Here is a 16,896-nt window from a genome sequence, read left to right on the forward strand (position 1 = left end):
TCGCTTACGCCCAACCCTGGCTGTCCAACCACGAACGACACACCGCCCTCGACACCTGGGTCGATCGCTACAACACTCGACGCGCCCACTCCGCTCTCGGTGGCCGACCCCCAGCCACCCGACTCGCCGCCTAACTGTCAACAACCTCCCGGGTCAGTACAACTAGCGCACGGCCGAGACGGGCGTTCTCAGCCAAGTTTCAGGATCCGGGGGGCAACCTCGATCGGGGGTAAACGTCCATCACGGTGAGGAGTCGGGGCTCATCGGGCGATCGAACGTCGTCACTCGAACGAGTCCTGGCCGCCCACTCGGAGTATCCCGAGACGTGAAACGTCTTTGGACAGGGTGGCGATAGGCCTGATGGATGCGCGGTCCTGGGGGGGACGTCCGCGCTGTACGCAGGAGGACAGGTTGGCCGAGCTGTTCGAGTCCACGAGAGCGTCCGGCGTGCGATCGGGGGGTCGCGCGCACGCCGGGGAGCACTCGTCGCGCTCCACGTTCAGCGCGATCGTGTTCTCCGCGGAACTGGTGGCGCTCGTCGCCGGTGTCGCGGCCGGTGCGCTGATCGCCGGGCCGGTCCCGGCGGCCGCCGACGGGATCGCGATCCTGGCCGCTCTGCTGCTGGCCGGGCGCCGCGCCTGGCGCTTCCACCCGCTCGTCCTGTCGGACGTGCCCGCGCTCGCGCTGGCGGTGGCCGTCCCGACGCTGCTCGTCGAGATCGCCCTGCCCGTGCTGGGGTTGCCCGGCCGCGCCGGCGCCCTGCTCACCGGGGCGTTCGTCTTCGTGCTGCTGGTCTTCTCCCGCCTCGGCGCGTTCGCGCTGATCCGCAACCGGCGCCGCGCCGGCCGCGACCGGCTGCGCGCGATCATCGTGGGCGCCGCCGACGCCGGCACCCGGCTCGGTCACAGCCTCGAGTGCAACCCCGACTTCGGCGTGGAGGTCGTCGGCTACGTCGACGACGACCGGCCCCTGCTGGTCGACCTGGGCCCCAACCTGGGCTCGGTCGAGTCGCTGCCGCAGCTGGTCGAGGAGCACGACGCCGAGCTGGTGCTCGTCGCCTTCGGCGCGCACGCCGACCACCACGTCATCGACGCCGTCCGCGAGCTGGACGCGTCGCCGTGCGACGTCTACGTCGTGCCGCGGATGTACGAGCTGCACCAGCACGGCGGCGCCACCGAGCTGATCGACGGCGTGCCGCTGGTCAAGCTGCGCCGCCCGGCCTTCCGCAGCCCCTCGTGGCGGCTCAAGCGGGTCATCGACGTCGTGGTCTCGGCGATCGCGCTGGTGCTCGTCAGCCCGGTGCTCGCCGTCATCGCGATCGCGGTGCGCCGCGAGACCGGCCCCGGGATCATCTTCAAGCAGGAGCGGATCGGCCTGCACGGCAAGCCGTTCACGCTGTACAAGTTCCGGTCGCTGCGGCTCGCCGACGGCGAGGGCGACGTCCGCTGGAACATCGACACCGACTCGCGGCTCGGCCCGGTCGGCCGGTTCATCCGGGCCACCAGCCTCGACGAGCTGCCGCAGCTGTTCAACGTCCTCAAGGGCGACATGAGCCTGGTCGGCCCGCGGCCGGAGCGGCCGTACTTCGTCGAGCGGTTCAACGAGACGATCCCCGGCTACCGCTACCGCCACCGCGTCCCGGTCGGGCTCACCGGCTACGCCGCGGTCAACGGGCTGCGCGGGGACACGTCGATCCACCAGCGGGCGCACTACGACAACCTCTACATCGAGTCGTGGTCGCTCTGGCTCGACCTCAAGATCGCGATCTGGACGGTGCAGCAGCTCATCCCGAAGCGGGCGCCGGAGGCCGTGCTGCCGGTGCCGAACCCGCCGACGCTGCCGATCCCGATCGTGACCGACGTCGACGCGCAGGACACCCCGCGCGAGCCGCACCGCAGCCGCTGAGCGGCAGAATCCCCTTCGTGCGGATCCTCCAGATCATCGACTCGTTCAGCTACGGCGGAGCGGAGCGGCTGCTCGCGACGCTCAACTCCGTAGCCCCCGACGCGGGGCTGGACATGACCGTGACCAGCCTCGCGCCGGCCTCCCAGCGCCGCAACGCGAGCCTGCCGGTGCTGGAGGCCGCCGGGCTCGAGCCGGCCTACGCCGACGTCGACAAGCTCCTCGACCCGCAGGGCATCCCGAAGCTGGTGCGGGTCATCAAGGCGTCCGGCTGCGAGGTCGTGCACGCCCACCTCGGCTACTCGGCCACGCTGGTGCCGATCGCGGCGCGGATCGCCGGCGTGCCGTGCGTGAGCACGCTGCACCACCTGCCACGGCGGCGCGACGCGCTCTCCGACAAGGTCAAGAGCTGGCTGTGCATCCAGTCGGCCGAGCGCGGCCACGCCCTGATCTTCGTCTCCGACGCCGCGCGGCGCGCCGCCGGGCAGATCTACCGACCGCACCCGTCGTGGCGCACCCTGCACAACGGGGTGGACCTCACCTCGTTCAACCCCGTCGACGGCCCGCCCGCGCCGCTGCCCGCGGACATCGACGTGCCGCCCGGCGCACCGGTGGTGTCGATCGTCGCAGCGGTCCGCGAGCCGAAGGGCCACGAGTACGCCGTCGCGGCGTGGCCGAAGGTGCGCGCGCAGGTGCCCGACGCGGTCCTGCTGATCGTCGGCGACGGACCGCACCTGCCCGCGCTGCGCGCCAAGGCCGAGGGCGTGCCGGGGATCGTGTTCACCGGGGCGCGCGAGGACGTGCCGGCCATCCTGCGCGGATCCACCCTCGCCCTGCTCCCGTCGCTGACCGAGGCGCTGCCGACGTCGCTCATCGAGGCCGCGGCTACCGGGCTGGCCGTCGTCGCCACGACGGTCGGCGGCACCCCGGAGACCGTCGAGCACGGCCGGACCGGCATCCTCGTGGAGCCGCGGGACTCCGACGCGATCGCCACGGCTGTGACCGATCTGCTGATTGACAGCGCACGACGGGCGCAGTACGGGGCAGCGGGCCGTAAACTCGCGGAGGACAGGTTCGACCTCAGGCGGTGGGCCGGACGGCTCGCTGACGTGTACGCCGAGGCTCTCGGCGAGAACGACCGCCGAAGGACCGCGATCCGTCCGGGGGCGATCGCGAAGCCAGAGGAGTGACGTGAACGAGGAGCGGCTTTCCCGCCGGACGATCATCGCCATCATGGCGGCCGGTCTGGTGACCGGGGTCGTCGCGCTGGTCGCGACGATGTTCGTCGTCGGCAACGCCAAGCCCACCTACACGGCCTCGGCGCTGCTGGCGGTGAAGCCGAGCACCCAGATCGCGCCCGGTGACACCCTGTCGACCTGGGAGGCGCTGTCCGGCGGTCAGACCGGCCGGGTGGCCAGCGAGGTCTACCAGCAGCCCCGGTTCGCCGCGGCCGCCGCGGCGGCGCTGGGCCTCCCCGAGACCGATCTCCGCGTCAGCGCGGGCCCACCCCCTGAGGCGGCCACGCTGATCCAGCTCACGGTCGAGGCGCCCTCGCCGCAGGCCGCGGAGCAGGCGGCCGCCCAGATCATCAAGGACGCCACCCCGGTCGCCACGGACGTCGCGGGCGGCACCCTGATCCAGATCATCACCGTGCAGGACCCCGCGGGTTCCGCGGTCGCGTCCGGCGTGCCGGCGACCCAGCTGCTCATCGTGGTGTTCATCGGTGGCCTGCTGGTCGGGTCCGGCGCCGCGTTGATCATCGCGCGGGCCCGGTCGCGCGGTGACGACGAGCCCGAGTTCTTCGACAGCGGCGAGTTCCGGGCGGTCCAGGGCTACGGTCGACCGGCCGGCCCGCCCGCCCCGGGTGGCCGTCCGGTCAACGGGGGCGGTCCCTACGGCCCGCCGCGCCGGCCGGTCGCCGATCCGCGGGTCCAGCAGCAGCCGCCGCGGTGACCGCGGTCGCGCCGCCCGCCCCGGCAGCCCCACCGCCACCGCCGCCGCCGCGTCCCCGGCTGCCGCTCGGGCTCACCCCGCTGCACGTCGGCACGATCGCCGTCGGCATCGGGGTGCTCGCCGTCTTCATCTCGCTCGCGATCAACCCGATCGCCGGCCTGCTGGCCGTCGGCGTGGTGGTCGGCCTGACCGTGGCCGCGTGGGCGGTGTGGAACCCGACGGTCGCGCTGTGCCTGCTCGTCGCCGGTGAGTTCTGCAACCTGTCCGGCGTCTTCGAGAACCGGGTGCCGGGCGTCTACATGGCCACGCTCGGGCTCTCGCTGCTGGCCACGGTGGCCGCCGTGGCCCGGGAGAAGTACCGCTCGCGGATCCGGCGCAACTGGTGGCAGCCGCTCGTGCTGGTCATCGTCTACCTGATCTCGATCGTGCCGTCGGCGATCGGCTCGGCGGATCCGGCGCTGACCGCCACTGCGCTCGACGACTGGGTCAAGAACCTGGTCATGCTCACGGTCGTCCTGCTGCTCCTGCAGATGTCGGACCGGCCGTGGGCGTTCGCGATCGCCGCGATCCTGCCGATGTCGACGATCTGCGTGATGATGGCCCTCAACGAGTGGGTCGTCGGCAACGGATTCACGTTCGGCGGGTTCTCCACGATCGCCTCCGAGGCAGGTGCCGACATCGCCGCCGCCCGGCACTCCGGCCCCACCGCCGACGCGAACTACTGGGGCCGGTTCCTGCTGATCGGGCTGCCGCTGGCGATGGCGCTGGCGCACCGGGCGTGGAAGGCCAAGCGGCGCTGGCCGCTGCTGTGGTGGATCGGCCACTCGTTCCTGCTGTTCCTGGGCATCTACCTCACCCAGTCCCGCGGCACCCTGGTCGCGGCCGGTGCGGCCGTCGTCGTCTGGATCATCGCGGTGGGCCCGCAGATGCGCCGGATGGCGCTGTTCCTGCTGCCGCTGTCGGTGCTCGCGCTGGCGCTGCCCGGCATCGGTGACCGGCTGCTCACCCTCACCGAGGCGTTCAGCGGGCCGTCCTACGCCGCCGACCAATCGTTGGTCGAGCGCAGCAACGTCGCCGACGTGGCGTTCACGGTCTTCGAGAAGAACCCGATCTTCGGCACCGGGCCGGCCACGTTCAAGACCGAGATCGCCGAGTACGCGCCGCTGGCCAACACCGGCTCCACCGGTGACATCACCGCCACGCACAACCTCTACCTGGAGATCCTCGCCGACACCGGCATCGTCGGCATGGCGGGCTGGATCGTCTTCGTCGGCGGGTCGATCCTGCTCGCGATGCGCGCGGTGATCCGGCTCGCGGGCGCCCGCCCGGACGGCGGCCGCGACGGCCGGCCGACCCGCGCGCTCGCCGCCGGGTCGCTCGCCGGGCTCGTCGGCTGGTCGGTGGCCAGCACCTTCCTGCACATCGCCTACCCGCGCATCCTGCTGCTGGCCTGCGCGTTCGCCGGCACGCTGTACTCGATCGCGTTCGCCGACCGGCGACTGGACCGTCCGTTCGCCCTCGCCGCTACCCGGCGCGCCCAGCGCGGGTTCCGGTTCGGCCTGGTCGCGACCATCGCCACGACGATCGCCGCCGCGCTGGTGGCGGGCACCCTGCTCACCGCGCTGTCGCGCACCACGTACGTGGCGGTCACCGACATGACGCTGCTGCCGACGTCGGACCCGGACAACTACCCCGGATACGCGCTGGGCATCCGGGGCCGCCAAGACGTCCTCCCGACGTACGCCGCGGTCATCCAGCACGGGGCGCCGCAGCCGGAGACCACCGTGTCGGCCGACCCGCCGCGCGGGGTGATGAGCGTGCGCGCCGTCGCCGACACCCCCGAGGAAGCCGTCGCGCGGCGCGACGCCGTCGTGCGCTCGGCGCAGACCATCGTGGAGCGCCAGGGCCTCGGCGCCGCGTTCCGCACCGTGATCGTCGACGAGAAGGCGCCGGAGTCGACGCTGGAGATCACCACGACGATCGTGCGGATCGTGCTGATCGCGACGATCGTGGAGATCCTCGTCGTCATCTCGCTCTCGGCGCGGCTGCGCCGGGAAGAGCGCCGCCAGGGCGGGTTCGTCTAGGCCCTTCGTCGGGATCAGTCGTCGGGATCGGCGCCGCGGGTGCTCGGTCCGGGGCCGCGGCCGTGCACGGCGTCCTGCGTGCAGCGGTTGAGCACGGGCGCGACCGCCGGGCGGCCGGCCGGCTCGGGCAGCTCGAGCACCTGCATGCGGTCGAACGGGATCTCGTCGATGTCGGCCCAGATCGAGCTCGCCCACTCGACGGGGTACGGGAAGCGGGTGTAGGCCTGCGGCGCCGCGGCGTAGAGGGTGAGCCCGCCGGAGGTGTCGACGAGGATCATCCCGTACTTCTGCAGCGCCTCCGCGATCGCGCGCTGCTCGGGGCTCAGCCCGAGCGCGTCGAGGTTCAGCGCGGGATCCAGCCGCAGCCGCGCGCCCGCCGGCAACGCGGGGACGTCGGGCGCGGCCCGGCCGTCGCTGGTGGTGGCCGGGGACACCGCGGCGTCGCGGCGCACCCACGGTGTGGCGAACGCCAGTGCGTGGTCGATGCGCCCCGCGGCCAGCTCCTGCGGCCAGATGAGCCCGGCCTCTGCGGAGATCCCGGTGCCGCGGGCGGCGAGGCCGTCCGGGTAGACGCCGGCGCCGTCGATCGGGGTGGCGTTCACCCAGGACGCCGTCCACGCACCGTCGTCGAACCGGGCCTGCCAGAACTCGTAGACACAGCCCGACGAGCGGTCCAGCACCACCAGGTGGCCGTCCTCGCGGCTGTCCGGCGCAGCGTTGTCCGGGATCGGCACGGCGGGCAGCGCCCAGCCGCCCGCGACGAAGTCCTTCCCGGCCACGACGCGGTAGCGCGGGGTGTCGGCGGCAGCCTCGTAGACGGGGATCGTGTAGCCGTTCACCGAGACGACCGGCGCTTCCTTCGATCGATCCGGCTTGACCATCAGCTGGCGGACGTACTCGGCGGAGCGCGGATCGATCGGGGCGTTCGCCGGGATCGGCCGGTGCCAGACGCTGTCGGCCGCGCGGAACACGTCCGAACCGTCCGGCCCCTCGATCGCCGTGCCGCGCTGGGGCGGACCGCCCGCGCACCCGGCCAGCAGCACGGCCAGGCCGGCGGCCAGCGCGGCCAGCCGCCGCACCGAACGCGCGCCCGCAGCCGTCATCCCGCTCCTCGCCTCGCCGGTCCCGTCGGGCTCACCGTACTCACCCGGCCGGGCGGTCCCCGGCCTGGCAGAACGACCCGTCCGCGTGGCAACCCGGCCGCTCGTCCCATCGTTACTAGGCTGAACGGGCGTGCCGGTCGTCGATCTCTGCACAGCGTGTCGTCGACTTCGCTAGGAGATCACCCGATTGCCGAGCAACCCTTCGGCACACTGGGGTCCTCTCGGGGGAGAGAACCGCCGGCACGCGGGGATCGCCGGCCACACGAAAGGGACAGGACGCGTGACTCGACACCGGGCGCCGGACGCGCCCGCGCGCCGACGGAGCCGTCGCCGATCGTCTCGTCGTGCCAGCGACTCCTCCGTCACGCAGACCGGCAGCATCGCGCAGACCATCGTCGCCGAGGCACTGACCGCTGGGACCCTGACCACGGATGCCCTGACCCCGGGTGCGCAGACCGCTGCGGCCCGGCACGCGGCAGCCGAGGACGGCGACGCTCCCCGGGCCGCCACCGCGCTGCTCGAGCGCGAGGCCACCGCCGACCGGGCGATCGTCGTGCAGGACACCGCGGACCACGATCCCGGTGTCGCGCGGGTGCGCGGGCGGCGCCAGCTCGCCCTGTCGGCCCTGTCCGTGTTGTGCGTCGCCGGGCTGGTCGGGCTCTTCGTGAACGTGGTCGACGGCGGGCGCGGGGTCGACCCGACCGGCTTCGACGTGATCGCCGACGCGCCCGAGCCGGGCGATCTACCGCGGTCGCTCGTCGATCCGCCGTCGCTCGACGGCCCGAAGCCAGGCCGGGCCGCCGCGCCGAACGTGACCGGCAGGGGCGACGACCGCGGGTCCGGCCCTGTCGCGCGCGGGGTGTCGTCGCTGTTCGGCGGCGCGAACAGCCCGTGGGTGCAGCCCGCGACCGGCCCGGTCGACCCGAACTCCGCCGCGATGGTGGCCGGGTTCTCCGGCGAGAAGTTCCAGATGTCCACCGGCATGTGGACGGTGCCGCTGTACTTCGCCGACGCGAACACGCCGCGCCGCAACGTGCCGATCACCTCGGGGTGGACGGAGTTCAGCTCGCTGCCGAACGTGCCGGTGCCGCCGAACGCGAAGCCGGACCCGTCCGACGACGCGCACCTGACGATCGTCGATCGGGCCCGCGGCTGCGTCTACGACTTCTGGGGCGCCTCGGGCAGCGGCAGCAGCCTGACGGCGAAGCTCGGCAACGCGATGCCGATCGACTCATCCGGCGTCGATCCGGGCGGCCTGGGGGCGCGCGCATCCGGGTTCTCCGGCGCCGCCGGCTTGGTCACCTACGAGGACCTCAAGAAGGGCTCGATCGACCACGCGCTGGTCTTCGCCTACCCGAAGACGCGGTCCGGTGGCCCGGTGGCGCCCGCCACCAAGAGCGACGGCCGGACCGGCGGCTCGGACGCGATCCCGATCGGCGCCCGGGTCCGCCTGGACCCGACGCTGAACCTCAACAGCCTCGGCCTCAACCGGTACGAGATGATGATCGCCCGTGCGCTGCAGAAGTACGGGATGATCCTCGGTGACACCAGCGGCGGGTTCACGATCTACGCCCAGCACCCGCAGAGCGTGCCGGGCGGGTCGTACGGCGGCCTGCTGCCGGACGTCACGTGGGTGGATCTGAGCAAGATCCCCACCAACAAGTTCCAGGTCATGAAGCTGGGGCCGCAGCGGGAGAACGCGTCCAGGACGGTCGGGAACCGCTGCAACGGCGCCTGAGCGCCGGCCCGACCCGACCCCGCGACGGGGTGGAGCAACGACGCTCCCTAAGGTGGCGTAAGCCCATTGCGCCCGAACCGTTAGTCCGATTGGGGCGCCGTGCGCGCGACCCCCACGCAAGGAGCGATGCCGGTGCCGATGACCCGCCCACCCGCGATCCTGCTCGGTGGCGACACGAACGCGCTCTCCATCGCGCGCAGCCTCGGGGCAGCGGGCGTGCGGGTGTACACGATCGGCGTCGCCCCGTTCGTCGAGCGCTCGAAGTGGGTCACCCCGCTGCCCGTGCCGCGCCAGGGCCGTAACGGGCGGCGCCCGGAGGACATCTGGGCCGAGTGGCTGCTCGGGCCCGAAGCCGAGCACCTCGCGGGCTCCGTCGTGATGGCCACGAGCGATGTCGGCATCACCGCGATCGCCCACCACCGGCCCGCACTGCTGGGGCGGTACCGGCTCGACGTGTCCGACGTGGACGCCCAGCTGGCGATGCTGGACAAGCTCGCCACCTACGAGGCGGCCCGCGCGGGCGGGGTGCCGACCCCGCTGTTCTGGCGGGTCGACTCGGCCGAGGACCTCCAGAAGTGGCGGGACGAGCTGGTCTACCCGCTGATCGTCAAGCCGCTGCTCTCCCACGAGTACAAGGAGAAGTTCCCCGGCGTCACGAAGTTCCGCCTGGTCCACGACTGGGAGGAGCTGCAGCACGGCTACCGCGAGCTCGCCGACGCCGGCCTCGCCGTCATGCTGGTGGAGAAGATCCCCGGCGGCGACGAGCTGCTGTGCAGCTACACCACCTACATCGACGAGACCGGCACCCCGACCTTCGACTACACGAAGCGGATGGTGCGCCGGAACCCGCCCAACGAGGGCCTGGGCTGCTACCACGTCACCGATGACGTGCCCGAGGTCAAGGAGCTGTCGCTGCAGCTGATCAAGCACACGGGGCTGCGCGGGCTGGCCGTCATCGAGTTCGTCCGCGACCTGCGCGACGGCCGGCTGAAGCTCATCGAGTGCAACGCCCGGTTCTCCGCGGCCCTCCCGCTCACCGTCGCGTCGGGGCTGGACCTGCCGCTGCACGTCTACCTGCGGATCCTCGGTGAGCGGCACGAGCTGCCGCACACCTACCCGTACGGCAAGCGGCTGCTCTACCCCATCGACGACTTCCGCTCGTTCCTCGCGCTGCGCCGCGCCGGGAAGCTGACGTTCGGCCAGTGGGTGCGCAGCCTGATGCACCCGCAGACGTTCCCCGTCTGGTCGCCGCGGGACCCGATGCCCGCGTTCGCCCGCGGCTTCCAGCGCGCCCGCAGCGGGCTGCGCAAGTTCGTCACCGGCCGGCTGGGCCGCTGAATCGGCTCAGCTGAATCGGCTCAGCCTCAGCCGGCCGTCGTGCGGGCCCACTCGGCCTGCTCGGCGAGCCCGAGCGCCGTGAGGCTCTCCGCCCACCGCAGCAGCTCCTTGACGGGCACCGGGATGCCCTCGGCGGCTCGCTGCCGGGCCAGCGCCGCGGCCCGCTCCCCCGGCACCCGCACCTGATCGACGCCCGCTGCCGGGCGCAGCGCGTGCACGCGGTCGATGACGTCCTCGACGCGGGCGAGCGCGGTGTCGCGGTCCTGCAGCCGCCACGGATCGATCACGACGATCATGTGCCCGACGTTCTGCCGCTGCGGCGGATCGGTGATCATCAGCGGGATGTCGGCGTCGGCGTCCGCCCCGCCGAGCATGCTGATGAGCAGCGAGATCGCCAGCGAGATGCCGGAGCCCTTCGCCCCGCCGGCCGGCAGCACGCTGCCCATCAGCGCGGCGGCCGCGTCGATGGTGGGGTTGCCGTCGGCGTCGACGGCGATGCCGGGCTCGATCGGCTCGCCCGCTGCGGCGGCGCGGCGGATCTGCTCGCGCGACGCCCCGGTGGCCATGTCGTGCAGGAACGCGCCGTGGCGGCCGAGCGGGATGCCGATGGCGAGCGGGTTGGTGCCGAGGAACGGCTCGGCCGCCCCGATCGGGGCCACCGCCTTCGGGCCGTTCGAGGTGACGATCCCGACGAGGTCGGCCTGAGCGGCCCGCAGCGCGTAGTAGCCGGCGGCACCCAGGTGCGTGGAGTGCCCGACAGCCACCAGCCCGATGCCGTGCTCGCGGGCGAGGTCGCAGGCCAAGTCGGTGGCGCGCACCGCGGCGATCGGGCCGAGCGCCGAGCCGCCGTCGACGCGGCGCACCGCGCCCGACCCGGCCACGACCCGGACCGCGTCCCCGCCGCCCGCCATGCCCTGCACGACCCGCTTGAGGTAGGCGGGCAGCCGGTACACGCCGTGGGCGTCGAGGCCGCGCAGGTCCGCGTGGACCAGCACGTCGGCCACGACGTCTGCGTCCGCCGCTCCGATCCCGACCCCGCGCAGGCACGATGCGGCGAACTCGTGCAGCGCGTCGGCGGTGACGAGCCTCACTCGGGGACGGCCGCGTCGGGCGCCGCGATCGCGGCGACGCCGGGGTCCACACCGGGCTCGATCGGGCAGTTGCTCTCCCGCAGCTGCTTGTCGACCCACTCGTTCGAGAACTCGCCGCGCCGCACCGCCTCCAGGTACTCGGCGTTGCCGTCGACGTAGCGGCGCAGGCGCAGCAGCAGCTCGTCGGCGAAGCCCTGCGGGACGATCACCACGCCGGCCCGGTCGGCCACGACGATGTCGCCGGGGTTGACCACCACGCCGCCGCAGGCGATCGGGTAGTTGATCTCGCCGGGGCCGCGGTGCAGCGGGCCGACCGGGGTGGTGCCGCGCGCGTAGACCGGCATCCCGAGCTCCTGGATGTCGGGCAGGTCGCGCACCAGCCCGTCGACGACGTAGCCGCCGATCCCGCGGTGCTTGGCCTTGCGGGAGATCATGTCGCCCAGCACGGCGTAGGACTTCGCCCCGTTCGCCGTGACCACGACGATGTCGCCCGGCTTGGCGATGTCCAGTGACTTGTGGACCATCAGGTTGTCGCCGGGGTAGGCGCGGACCGTGCAGGCCAGGCCGCTGATCGTCTCGTCGGGCCCGGACAGGTAGCGGATCTCCGAGTCGACCGCGTAGAGGCGGTTGAGCAGGTCGGAGATGTCGGTCGTGGTGAACTCGCGGAACGCCCGGACCGTCTCGTCGGGAAGTCTCGGGAAGTCTTCGCGGATGCGGAAGCCCGGTCCCGGATGCACCGCCGCCGAGGTGGGCGCCTTCTTGCCGTTGCCCGCCCTCGTCGTCGCATCCGACACGTCCGTCCCCACCGCCATCGTGCCTCCCTCGGAAGTTCGGTCGGCCCCATCGTGGCACGCACTCCCTGAGAGCGGGTCGGCGCACCACCACCGGCGGACGGCCAATACCCTCCTCCCCCGTGACGCGACGCAAGGTGGCCTTCGTCGAGTTCACCCCGTCCGGGGGGCTGTTCCAGTTCTCCGCGCAGCTGGCCGGTGGCATGGCCGCGGTCGGCGACGAGGTGCACTTCTACACCGGGCCCGATCCCGAGCTCGGCCCGCAGCACCCCGACGTGCGGGTGCACGCGACCCTGCCGACCTGGCACCCCGCGGACACCGAACCGGTCGGGAAGCTGGTCAAGAAGCTGCGCCGCGGTGTGCGCGCCGGGCAGCTGGCGCTCGCGTGGATCAAGGTGATCGCGCTGCTGGCGCGGCTGCGCCCGGACGCGGTGCTGTGGTCGTCGTGGCGGTTCAGCATGGACGCCGCCGGGGTGCTGATCGTGCGGCGGCTGCTGCCGAAGGCCGCCCTCGCCCTCGTCGCGCACGAGCCGGTGCCGCGCAAACGCGCCGACACCACCCAGGAGCGGCACGGCCGCGTCCTCGACCCGGCGCTGCAGAAGGCGTGGTCGAGCCTCGACGCGGTGTTCGTGCTCGGCGAGGCGGCGAAGGAGACGGCGATCCGCCGCTGGGGCATCACCTGCCCGGTCGTCGTGGTGCCGCACGGCGACGAGTCCGCGCTGCGCGGCTCGGCTCCGGTGCCGCCCGCGGGCGAGACCGAGCCGGTGATCCTGTTCTTCGGCGCCTGGACCGCCTACAAGGGTATCGACCTGCTGTTCGACGCGATCCCCGCGGTCAAGGAGAAGGTGCCCGAGGCGAGGTTCGTCGTCGCCGGGTCGGTGCAGGGCGTGGACGGCCCCGGCCTGCTCGCCCGGGCGGAGGAGCTCGGTGTGGACGCTCGCCCCGGCTACGTCGCGACGGAGGACGTCCCTGCGCTGTTCTCCGCGGCGCGCGCGGTCGTCACCCCGTACCGGCGGGCGACGCAGAGCGGTGTGGTGCACCTCGCCTACACGTTCGAGCGCCCGGTCGTGTCCACCGCGGTGGGCGACATCCCGTCGGCCGTCAAGGACGGCGTCACCGGCCTGCTCGTGCCGCCGGACGACCCGGCCGCGCTCGCGGACGCCCTCGCCGCCGTGCTCACCGATCCTGATCTGGCGCAGCGGCTCGGCAGGGCAGGCGCGGAGTGGCTGGCCGCGGAGGCGTCGTGGCCGGTCGTCGCGCAGGAGGTGCACGACACCCTGGAGACCGGGCTCGCGGGTCGCCGCTGAACCCCCGCCGGGGGTCCGTGCACCCCCTCTCGGGTGTCTGCAACCCTGATGCCCGTGAGCATCCTGTGCTACCACTCCGTGACGAACGGTTGGGACGACCCGGTCTCCGTCGAGACCGCTGACTTCGAGCGCCAGTGCGCGGTCCTGGCGCGCAGCACCACGGTCGTCCCGCTGCGCGGGGTGATCGACCGGCTCGCCGCTGGCTACTCCGTCCCGGCGGGCACCACGGTGCTCACCTTCGACGACGGCTTCGCCGACTACGTCGAGCACGCCGTCCCGATCATGGAGCGCTACGGCCTGACCGCGACCATGTACGTCGTCGCGGGCTCGCTCGAGCCGGGCGGCATCGCCGTCGACTGGATCCGCGGCCTCGATCCGGCCGACGCGCCGCCGCTCATGACTCCCGAGCAGATCCGCGAGCTGCACGACCGCGGCTGGGAGATCGGCAGCCACACGATGCGCCACGCCGACATGCCCACCTTGTCCGAGGCGGAGTGCCTGGCCGACTTCAAGGAGTCGAAGGAGCTCCTGGAGGACCTGCTCGAGGCCCCGGTGACGTCGCTGGCGTACCCGTTCGGCCACCACGCGCCGCACGTCCGCCGCGCCGCCGAGCTGGCCGGGTACCGCATCGCGCTCGCGCTGCCGGAGGGCCCGGAGGAGGCTGGCCCGTACTCGGTGCCGCGCACCGGCATCTACCGGGGCAACCCGGAGTGGAAGTTCCGCGTCAAGAACAGTAGGTGGTACGCACACGTGCGCACCTCGTCGCTCTACCAGAAGGTGGCAGGGCGTCGCACCTAGGGGATCAGGGGGATCATGTCACGCACCGCGCAGCTCGCCGCGCTCTTGAAGCGCACCCGCCTCGACCGACTGGCGCGGCTCTCCTGGCGCGGCCTCCTGGTCCTGAACTACCACCGCTTCGGCCGCCCGTCCGAGGCCGACGACCCCGATCTCTACAGCGCCACGCCGGAGGACTTCGCCGAGCAGGTCAGGCTCCTCGCGGACCGCTTCGAGATCGTGCCGGCCGGCAGCACCGAGTGGCGCCACGGCGGCCCCGCCCGCCGCATCGCGATCACCGTCGACGACGGCTACGCCGACCAGATGGTCGCTGCGGACATCCTCGCCGCCCACGGCGTCCGGGGCACGTTCTTCGTCACCACCGGCTTCATCGACGAACCGCACCACGCCTGGTGGGACGAGATCGCCTGGCTCACCCGCACCCCGGTCGATCTCCCGCCCTCCAAGTGGCTGCCCGAGGGCCTGCACCCCAGCTCCCCGACCCACTTCCGCAAGGCCGTCAACGCCGCCTACAAGAGCCGCGCCGGCACCGAGGGTGAGGAGTTCCTCGAGGCCCTCTCCGCCTGGACCGGCCGCCCCCGCCTCGCCCGCGAGAAGGCCGCTGACAGCTGGATGACCTGGGACGACGTCCGCAAGCTCCGCAGCATGGGCATGGAGGTCGGCGCCCACAGCGTCACCCACCCGGTCCTGGCCACCCTCTCCACCGACCGCCAGGAGCAGGAGGTCACCGGCTCCATCCAGCGCCTCCGCGCGGAGCTCGACGAGCCCATCGACCTCTTCGCCTACCCCGTCGGGGCCAAGGTCAGCTTCGACGAACGCACCCGTGCCGTCATGGCGGCGAACGGCATCCGCCGAGCCTTCAGCTTCTACGGCGGCGTCAACCCCCGCAAAGGCGACGTCGACCAGTTCGACATCCACCGCGCCGGCGTCTTCTCCGTGCACACCCCGGAGGTCGTCGCCGCCATGGGCGCGCTGCCCGGCCTCCTCTGCACCCCGGCCCGGCACGCGTAACAAGGAATTCACGGTGATCGGGGTTTTCGGTCGTCGTTTCCTTCTCGGTCGTTCGGTGACGCCGACATCTTCTGCGTGGTGGTGGAGGGCGCTGTAGCCGTTGTCGTTGGGTCATCGGCCGGGAGGTGCGCGGACAGGTACGCCATGCCGTCCGCCCGCGACGGCCGCACCGTCAGCCGCCGCCCGCGCGAGCCCGCTCCTCGACCTGCCCCGGGGTGATCTCGGCGACCAGCCGCTCGGCCAGGTTCCGCAGCCGTTCCAACGACAGTGTGTCGATCCGCTGCCCGGCCAAGCGGTCATCGACCTGGGCCGCTCGTCGGGGTCCAGGTGGTGAGTGGCCTCCGCCACCGCTGCAGCCCTCGAGTGATCCAGCCGCCCACTGCGAACAGGCTGCGGGCGTGGTCGAGCCCGGCAGCCAGATCCCGGGCGATGGGCAGGCGTCTGCGGGCGATGCTGGGTGTCACCTGCAGCGCCCGCGCCGCTCGATCGATCACCACCGGTCGACGTCGTCGGGATCGGTGATCCCGCGAGCAACCCGATCGTCGACCAGGGCGTGAGCGGCGGCGAGCATCCTCTCGTCCTGCCGCGCCACTCACCCCGACCGAACGCAAGGCTCACCGCACCGTTCGCGAGACTCGCGGGACCGCGACAGCGGCCTACGCCCGAACCCGCGCCGTCACCTTCCGAGCCACCCGCACCCCGGCCCGAGCAACCCTCTTCACCCGCCGCGGCAACGCCCCCACCCCGGGCGCATCGACCGACCCCGTGACCACGACCAGCTCCCCGGTCTTGGTCGCGTCCTTGTACTCGTGCTTCCCCCGCCCCAGGTCGACGACCCCGATCCCGTGAGCGGCGGCCCCCTCCAGGAGGTGGAGCAGCACGAGGATCCCCGGCGAGTACTTCCCGTAGGCCGGGTCGTACGCCGGGAACCACCACGACAGCACCGAGGACGAGTGCAGCCCCGCATGGGCAGCGACGGGGACGTCGCCCGCCCACAGCACCGACAGCGCCCCGGAGCACGAGGAGGACCGCAGCTTCATCAGCCCCGACACCAGCGCCACGATCCCCGGGTCGGCGAACCGGTCCCACTCCCCCAGCTGCGCGTACTGCCCCGACTTCCACCGCATCAGTGCCCGCAGTGCGGCGTCGTCGGTGGAGGCGAACTCGAAGCGGACCTCGCCCACCTCCCGCTCCAGCTTCCGCTGCTTGCGGAACATCGACGACAGCCACTTCTTCGACCGCGCCCGCACGGTCTCGAGGTAGGCCTCGTAGCCGTCGGGCATCGCGATGATCGGCGAGCGTTCGCGGCGCACCCGGTAGGCGCCGGCGGGCACCTGTTCGTCGAGGAGGGTGTCGAAGTCCCAGCCGATCAGCCCGGCGGACCGCAGCGCCGCACCGCCCGGGACCGAGGCAGCGGGCGCCAGCGCCCAGCCCTCGCAGTCGGACAGGCCCGACCCGATCGGGCGGGCGATCCGCCCGTGCTGCTCGATCGCGAGGAAGCCGCAGATCTGCCCGGCGTCCTCGGCGACGAGCACGCGCGCGGCGTCCCGCACCTCACCGACGGCCTGCGCGTACTCAGGGGACAGGAACGGGTTGCGCGGCCCGCGCTGCGCGTACTCCCGCCACAGCGCCAGCTCGGTGCTGCCCAGTTCGGCGGGGCGGACGCTGGTGCAGCGCACGGGGAGCACACTCCTCGGGGTCGACGGCCGGATGCGCCGGAAGTCTCACACGCGCCGTTCCGGGCCCGCGCATCGCCCGGCCGGCGCGGCACCGGGCATCATGA

General features: G+C 72.8%; 14 protein-coding genes. 10 read left to right on the forward strand and 4 right to left on the reverse strand.

The window, feature by feature from the left end; translation table 11 throughout:
- Nucleotides 1-20 precede the first annotated feature (20 nt).
- The 5 genes from BUE41_RS32880 (at nt 21) to BUE41_RS11890 (ending at nt 5,939) form a co-directional block, all read left to right on the forward strand.
- Nucleotides 21-134: an integrase core domain-containing protein gene (locus BUE41_RS32880; protein ID WP_084754869.1), complete on the forward strand. Its 114-nt coding sequence runs from the start codon at nt 21-23 to the stop codon at nt 132-134.
- Between the two features lie 277 nt (nt 135-411).
- On the forward strand, nt 412-1,905 hold the full coding sequence (locus tag BUE41_RS11875) for a sugar transferase (protein WP_073457129.1): 1,494 nt from the start codon (nt 412-414) through the stop codon (nt 1,903-1,905).
- 17 nt (nt 1,906-1,922) lie between these two features.
- The gene (locus BUE41_RS11880) at nt 1,923-3,092 is read left to right on the forward strand and encodes a glycosyltransferase family 4 protein (RefSeq protein WP_073457130.1); all 1,170 of its coding nucleotides are present in this window, start codon (nt 1,923-1,925) and stop codon (nt 3,090-3,092) included.
- A gap of 1 nt (nt 3,093) precedes the next feature.
- Nucleotides 3,094-3,855, forward strand: a complete 762-nt coding sequence (locus BUE41_RS11885; RefSeq protein ID WP_073457131.1) for a YveK family protein — start codon at nt 3,094-3,096, stop codon at nt 3,853-3,855.
- Entirely contained in the window at nt 3,852-5,939 is a 2,088-nt protein-coding gene (locus BUE41_RS11890) for an O-antigen ligase family protein (protein ID WP_073457132.1), read from the forward strand. The genes BUE41_RS11885 and BUE41_RS11890 overlap by 4 nt, the downstream gene beginning before the upstream one ends.
- A gap of 14 nt (nt 5,940-5,953) precedes the next feature.
- Here the strand turns inward: BUE41_RS11890 and BUE41_RS11895 are convergent, their stop codons facing one another.
- The gene (locus BUE41_RS11895; protein ID WP_073457133.1) at nt 5,954-7,042 is read right to left on the reverse strand and encodes a hypothetical protein; all 1,089 of its coding nucleotides are present in this window, start codon (nt 7,040-7,042) and stop codon (nt 5,954-5,956) included.
- A 280-nt stretch (nt 7,043-7,322) separates the two neighbouring features.
- Here BUE41_RS11895 and BUE41_RS11900 point away from each other — a divergent pair, with 280 nt between their 5' ends.
- Together BUE41_RS11900 and BUE41_RS11905 are read left to right on the forward strand one after the other, a co-directional pair.
- Nucleotides 7,323-8,780 (forward strand): hypothetical protein, encoded by a 1,458-nt coding sequence (locus BUE41_RS11900; protein ID WP_073457134.1) that lies wholly within the window; start codon nt 7,323-7,325, stop codon nt 8,778-8,780.
- 138 nt (nt 8,781-8,918) lie between these two features.
- The gene (locus tag BUE41_RS11905; protein ID WP_143172099.1) at nt 8,919-10,118 is read left to right on the forward strand and encodes a carboxylate--amine ligase; all 1,200 of its coding nucleotides are present in this window, start codon (nt 8,919-8,921) and stop codon (nt 10,116-10,118) included.
- A gap of 26 nt (nt 10,119-10,144) precedes the next feature.
- On the opposite strand, the gene BUE41_RS11910 is transcribed toward BUE41_RS11905, so the two are convergent.
- Together BUE41_RS11910 and BUE41_RS11915 are read right to left on the reverse strand one after the other, a co-directional pair.
- Nucleotides 10,145-11,209: an Ldh family oxidoreductase gene (locus BUE41_RS11910; RefSeq protein WP_073457136.1), complete on the reverse strand. Its 1,065-nt coding sequence runs from the start codon at nt 11,207-11,209 to the stop codon at nt 10,145-10,147.
- Nucleotides 11,206-12,021, reverse strand: coding sequence for an RraA family protein (locus BUE41_RS11915; protein WP_084754818.1), 816 nt, complete (start codon nt 12,019-12,021; stop codon nt 11,206-11,208). The genes BUE41_RS11910 and BUE41_RS11915 overlap by 4 nt, the downstream gene beginning before the upstream one ends.
- 101 nt (nt 12,022-12,122) lie before the next feature.
- Between BUE41_RS11915 and BUE41_RS11920 the strand changes: the two genes are divergently transcribed.
- From BUE41_RS11920 to BUE41_RS11930, 3 genes are read left to right on the forward strand one after another with little or no spacing between them, the layout of a single operon-like run.
- Nucleotides 12,123-13,307: a glycosyltransferase family 4 protein gene (locus BUE41_RS11920; RefSeq protein ID WP_073457137.1), complete on the forward strand. Its 1,185-nt coding sequence runs from the start codon at nt 12,123-12,125 to the stop codon at nt 13,305-13,307.
- A gap of 54 nt (nt 13,308-13,361) precedes the next feature.
- A complete protein-coding gene (locus BUE41_RS11925; protein WP_073457138.1) occupies nt 13,362-14,105 on the forward strand; it encodes a polysaccharide deacetylase family protein in 744 nt (247 codons plus the stop codon).
- A gap of 15 nt (nt 14,106-14,120) precedes the next feature.
- Complete coding sequence (locus BUE41_RS11930; protein ID WP_073457139.1) at nt 14,121-15,113, forward strand: polysaccharide deacetylase family protein; 993 nt, start codon at nt 14,121-14,123, stop codon at nt 15,111-15,113.
- A gap of 656 nt (nt 15,114-15,769) precedes the next feature.
- On the opposite strand, the gene BUE41_RS11935 is transcribed toward BUE41_RS11930, so the two are convergent.
- Nucleotides 15,770-16,792, reverse strand: coding sequence for a GNAT family N-acetyltransferase (locus BUE41_RS11935; RefSeq protein ID WP_143172101.1), 1,023 nt, complete (start codon nt 16,790-16,792; stop codon nt 15,770-15,772).
- Between the last annotated feature and the right edge of the window lie 104 nt (nt 16,793-16,896).

The organism is Pseudonocardia thermophila, from assembly GCF_900142365.1.
GTDB lineage: Bacteria > Actinomycetota > Actinomycetes > Mycobacteriales > Pseudonocardiaceae > Pseudonocardia > Pseudonocardia thermophila.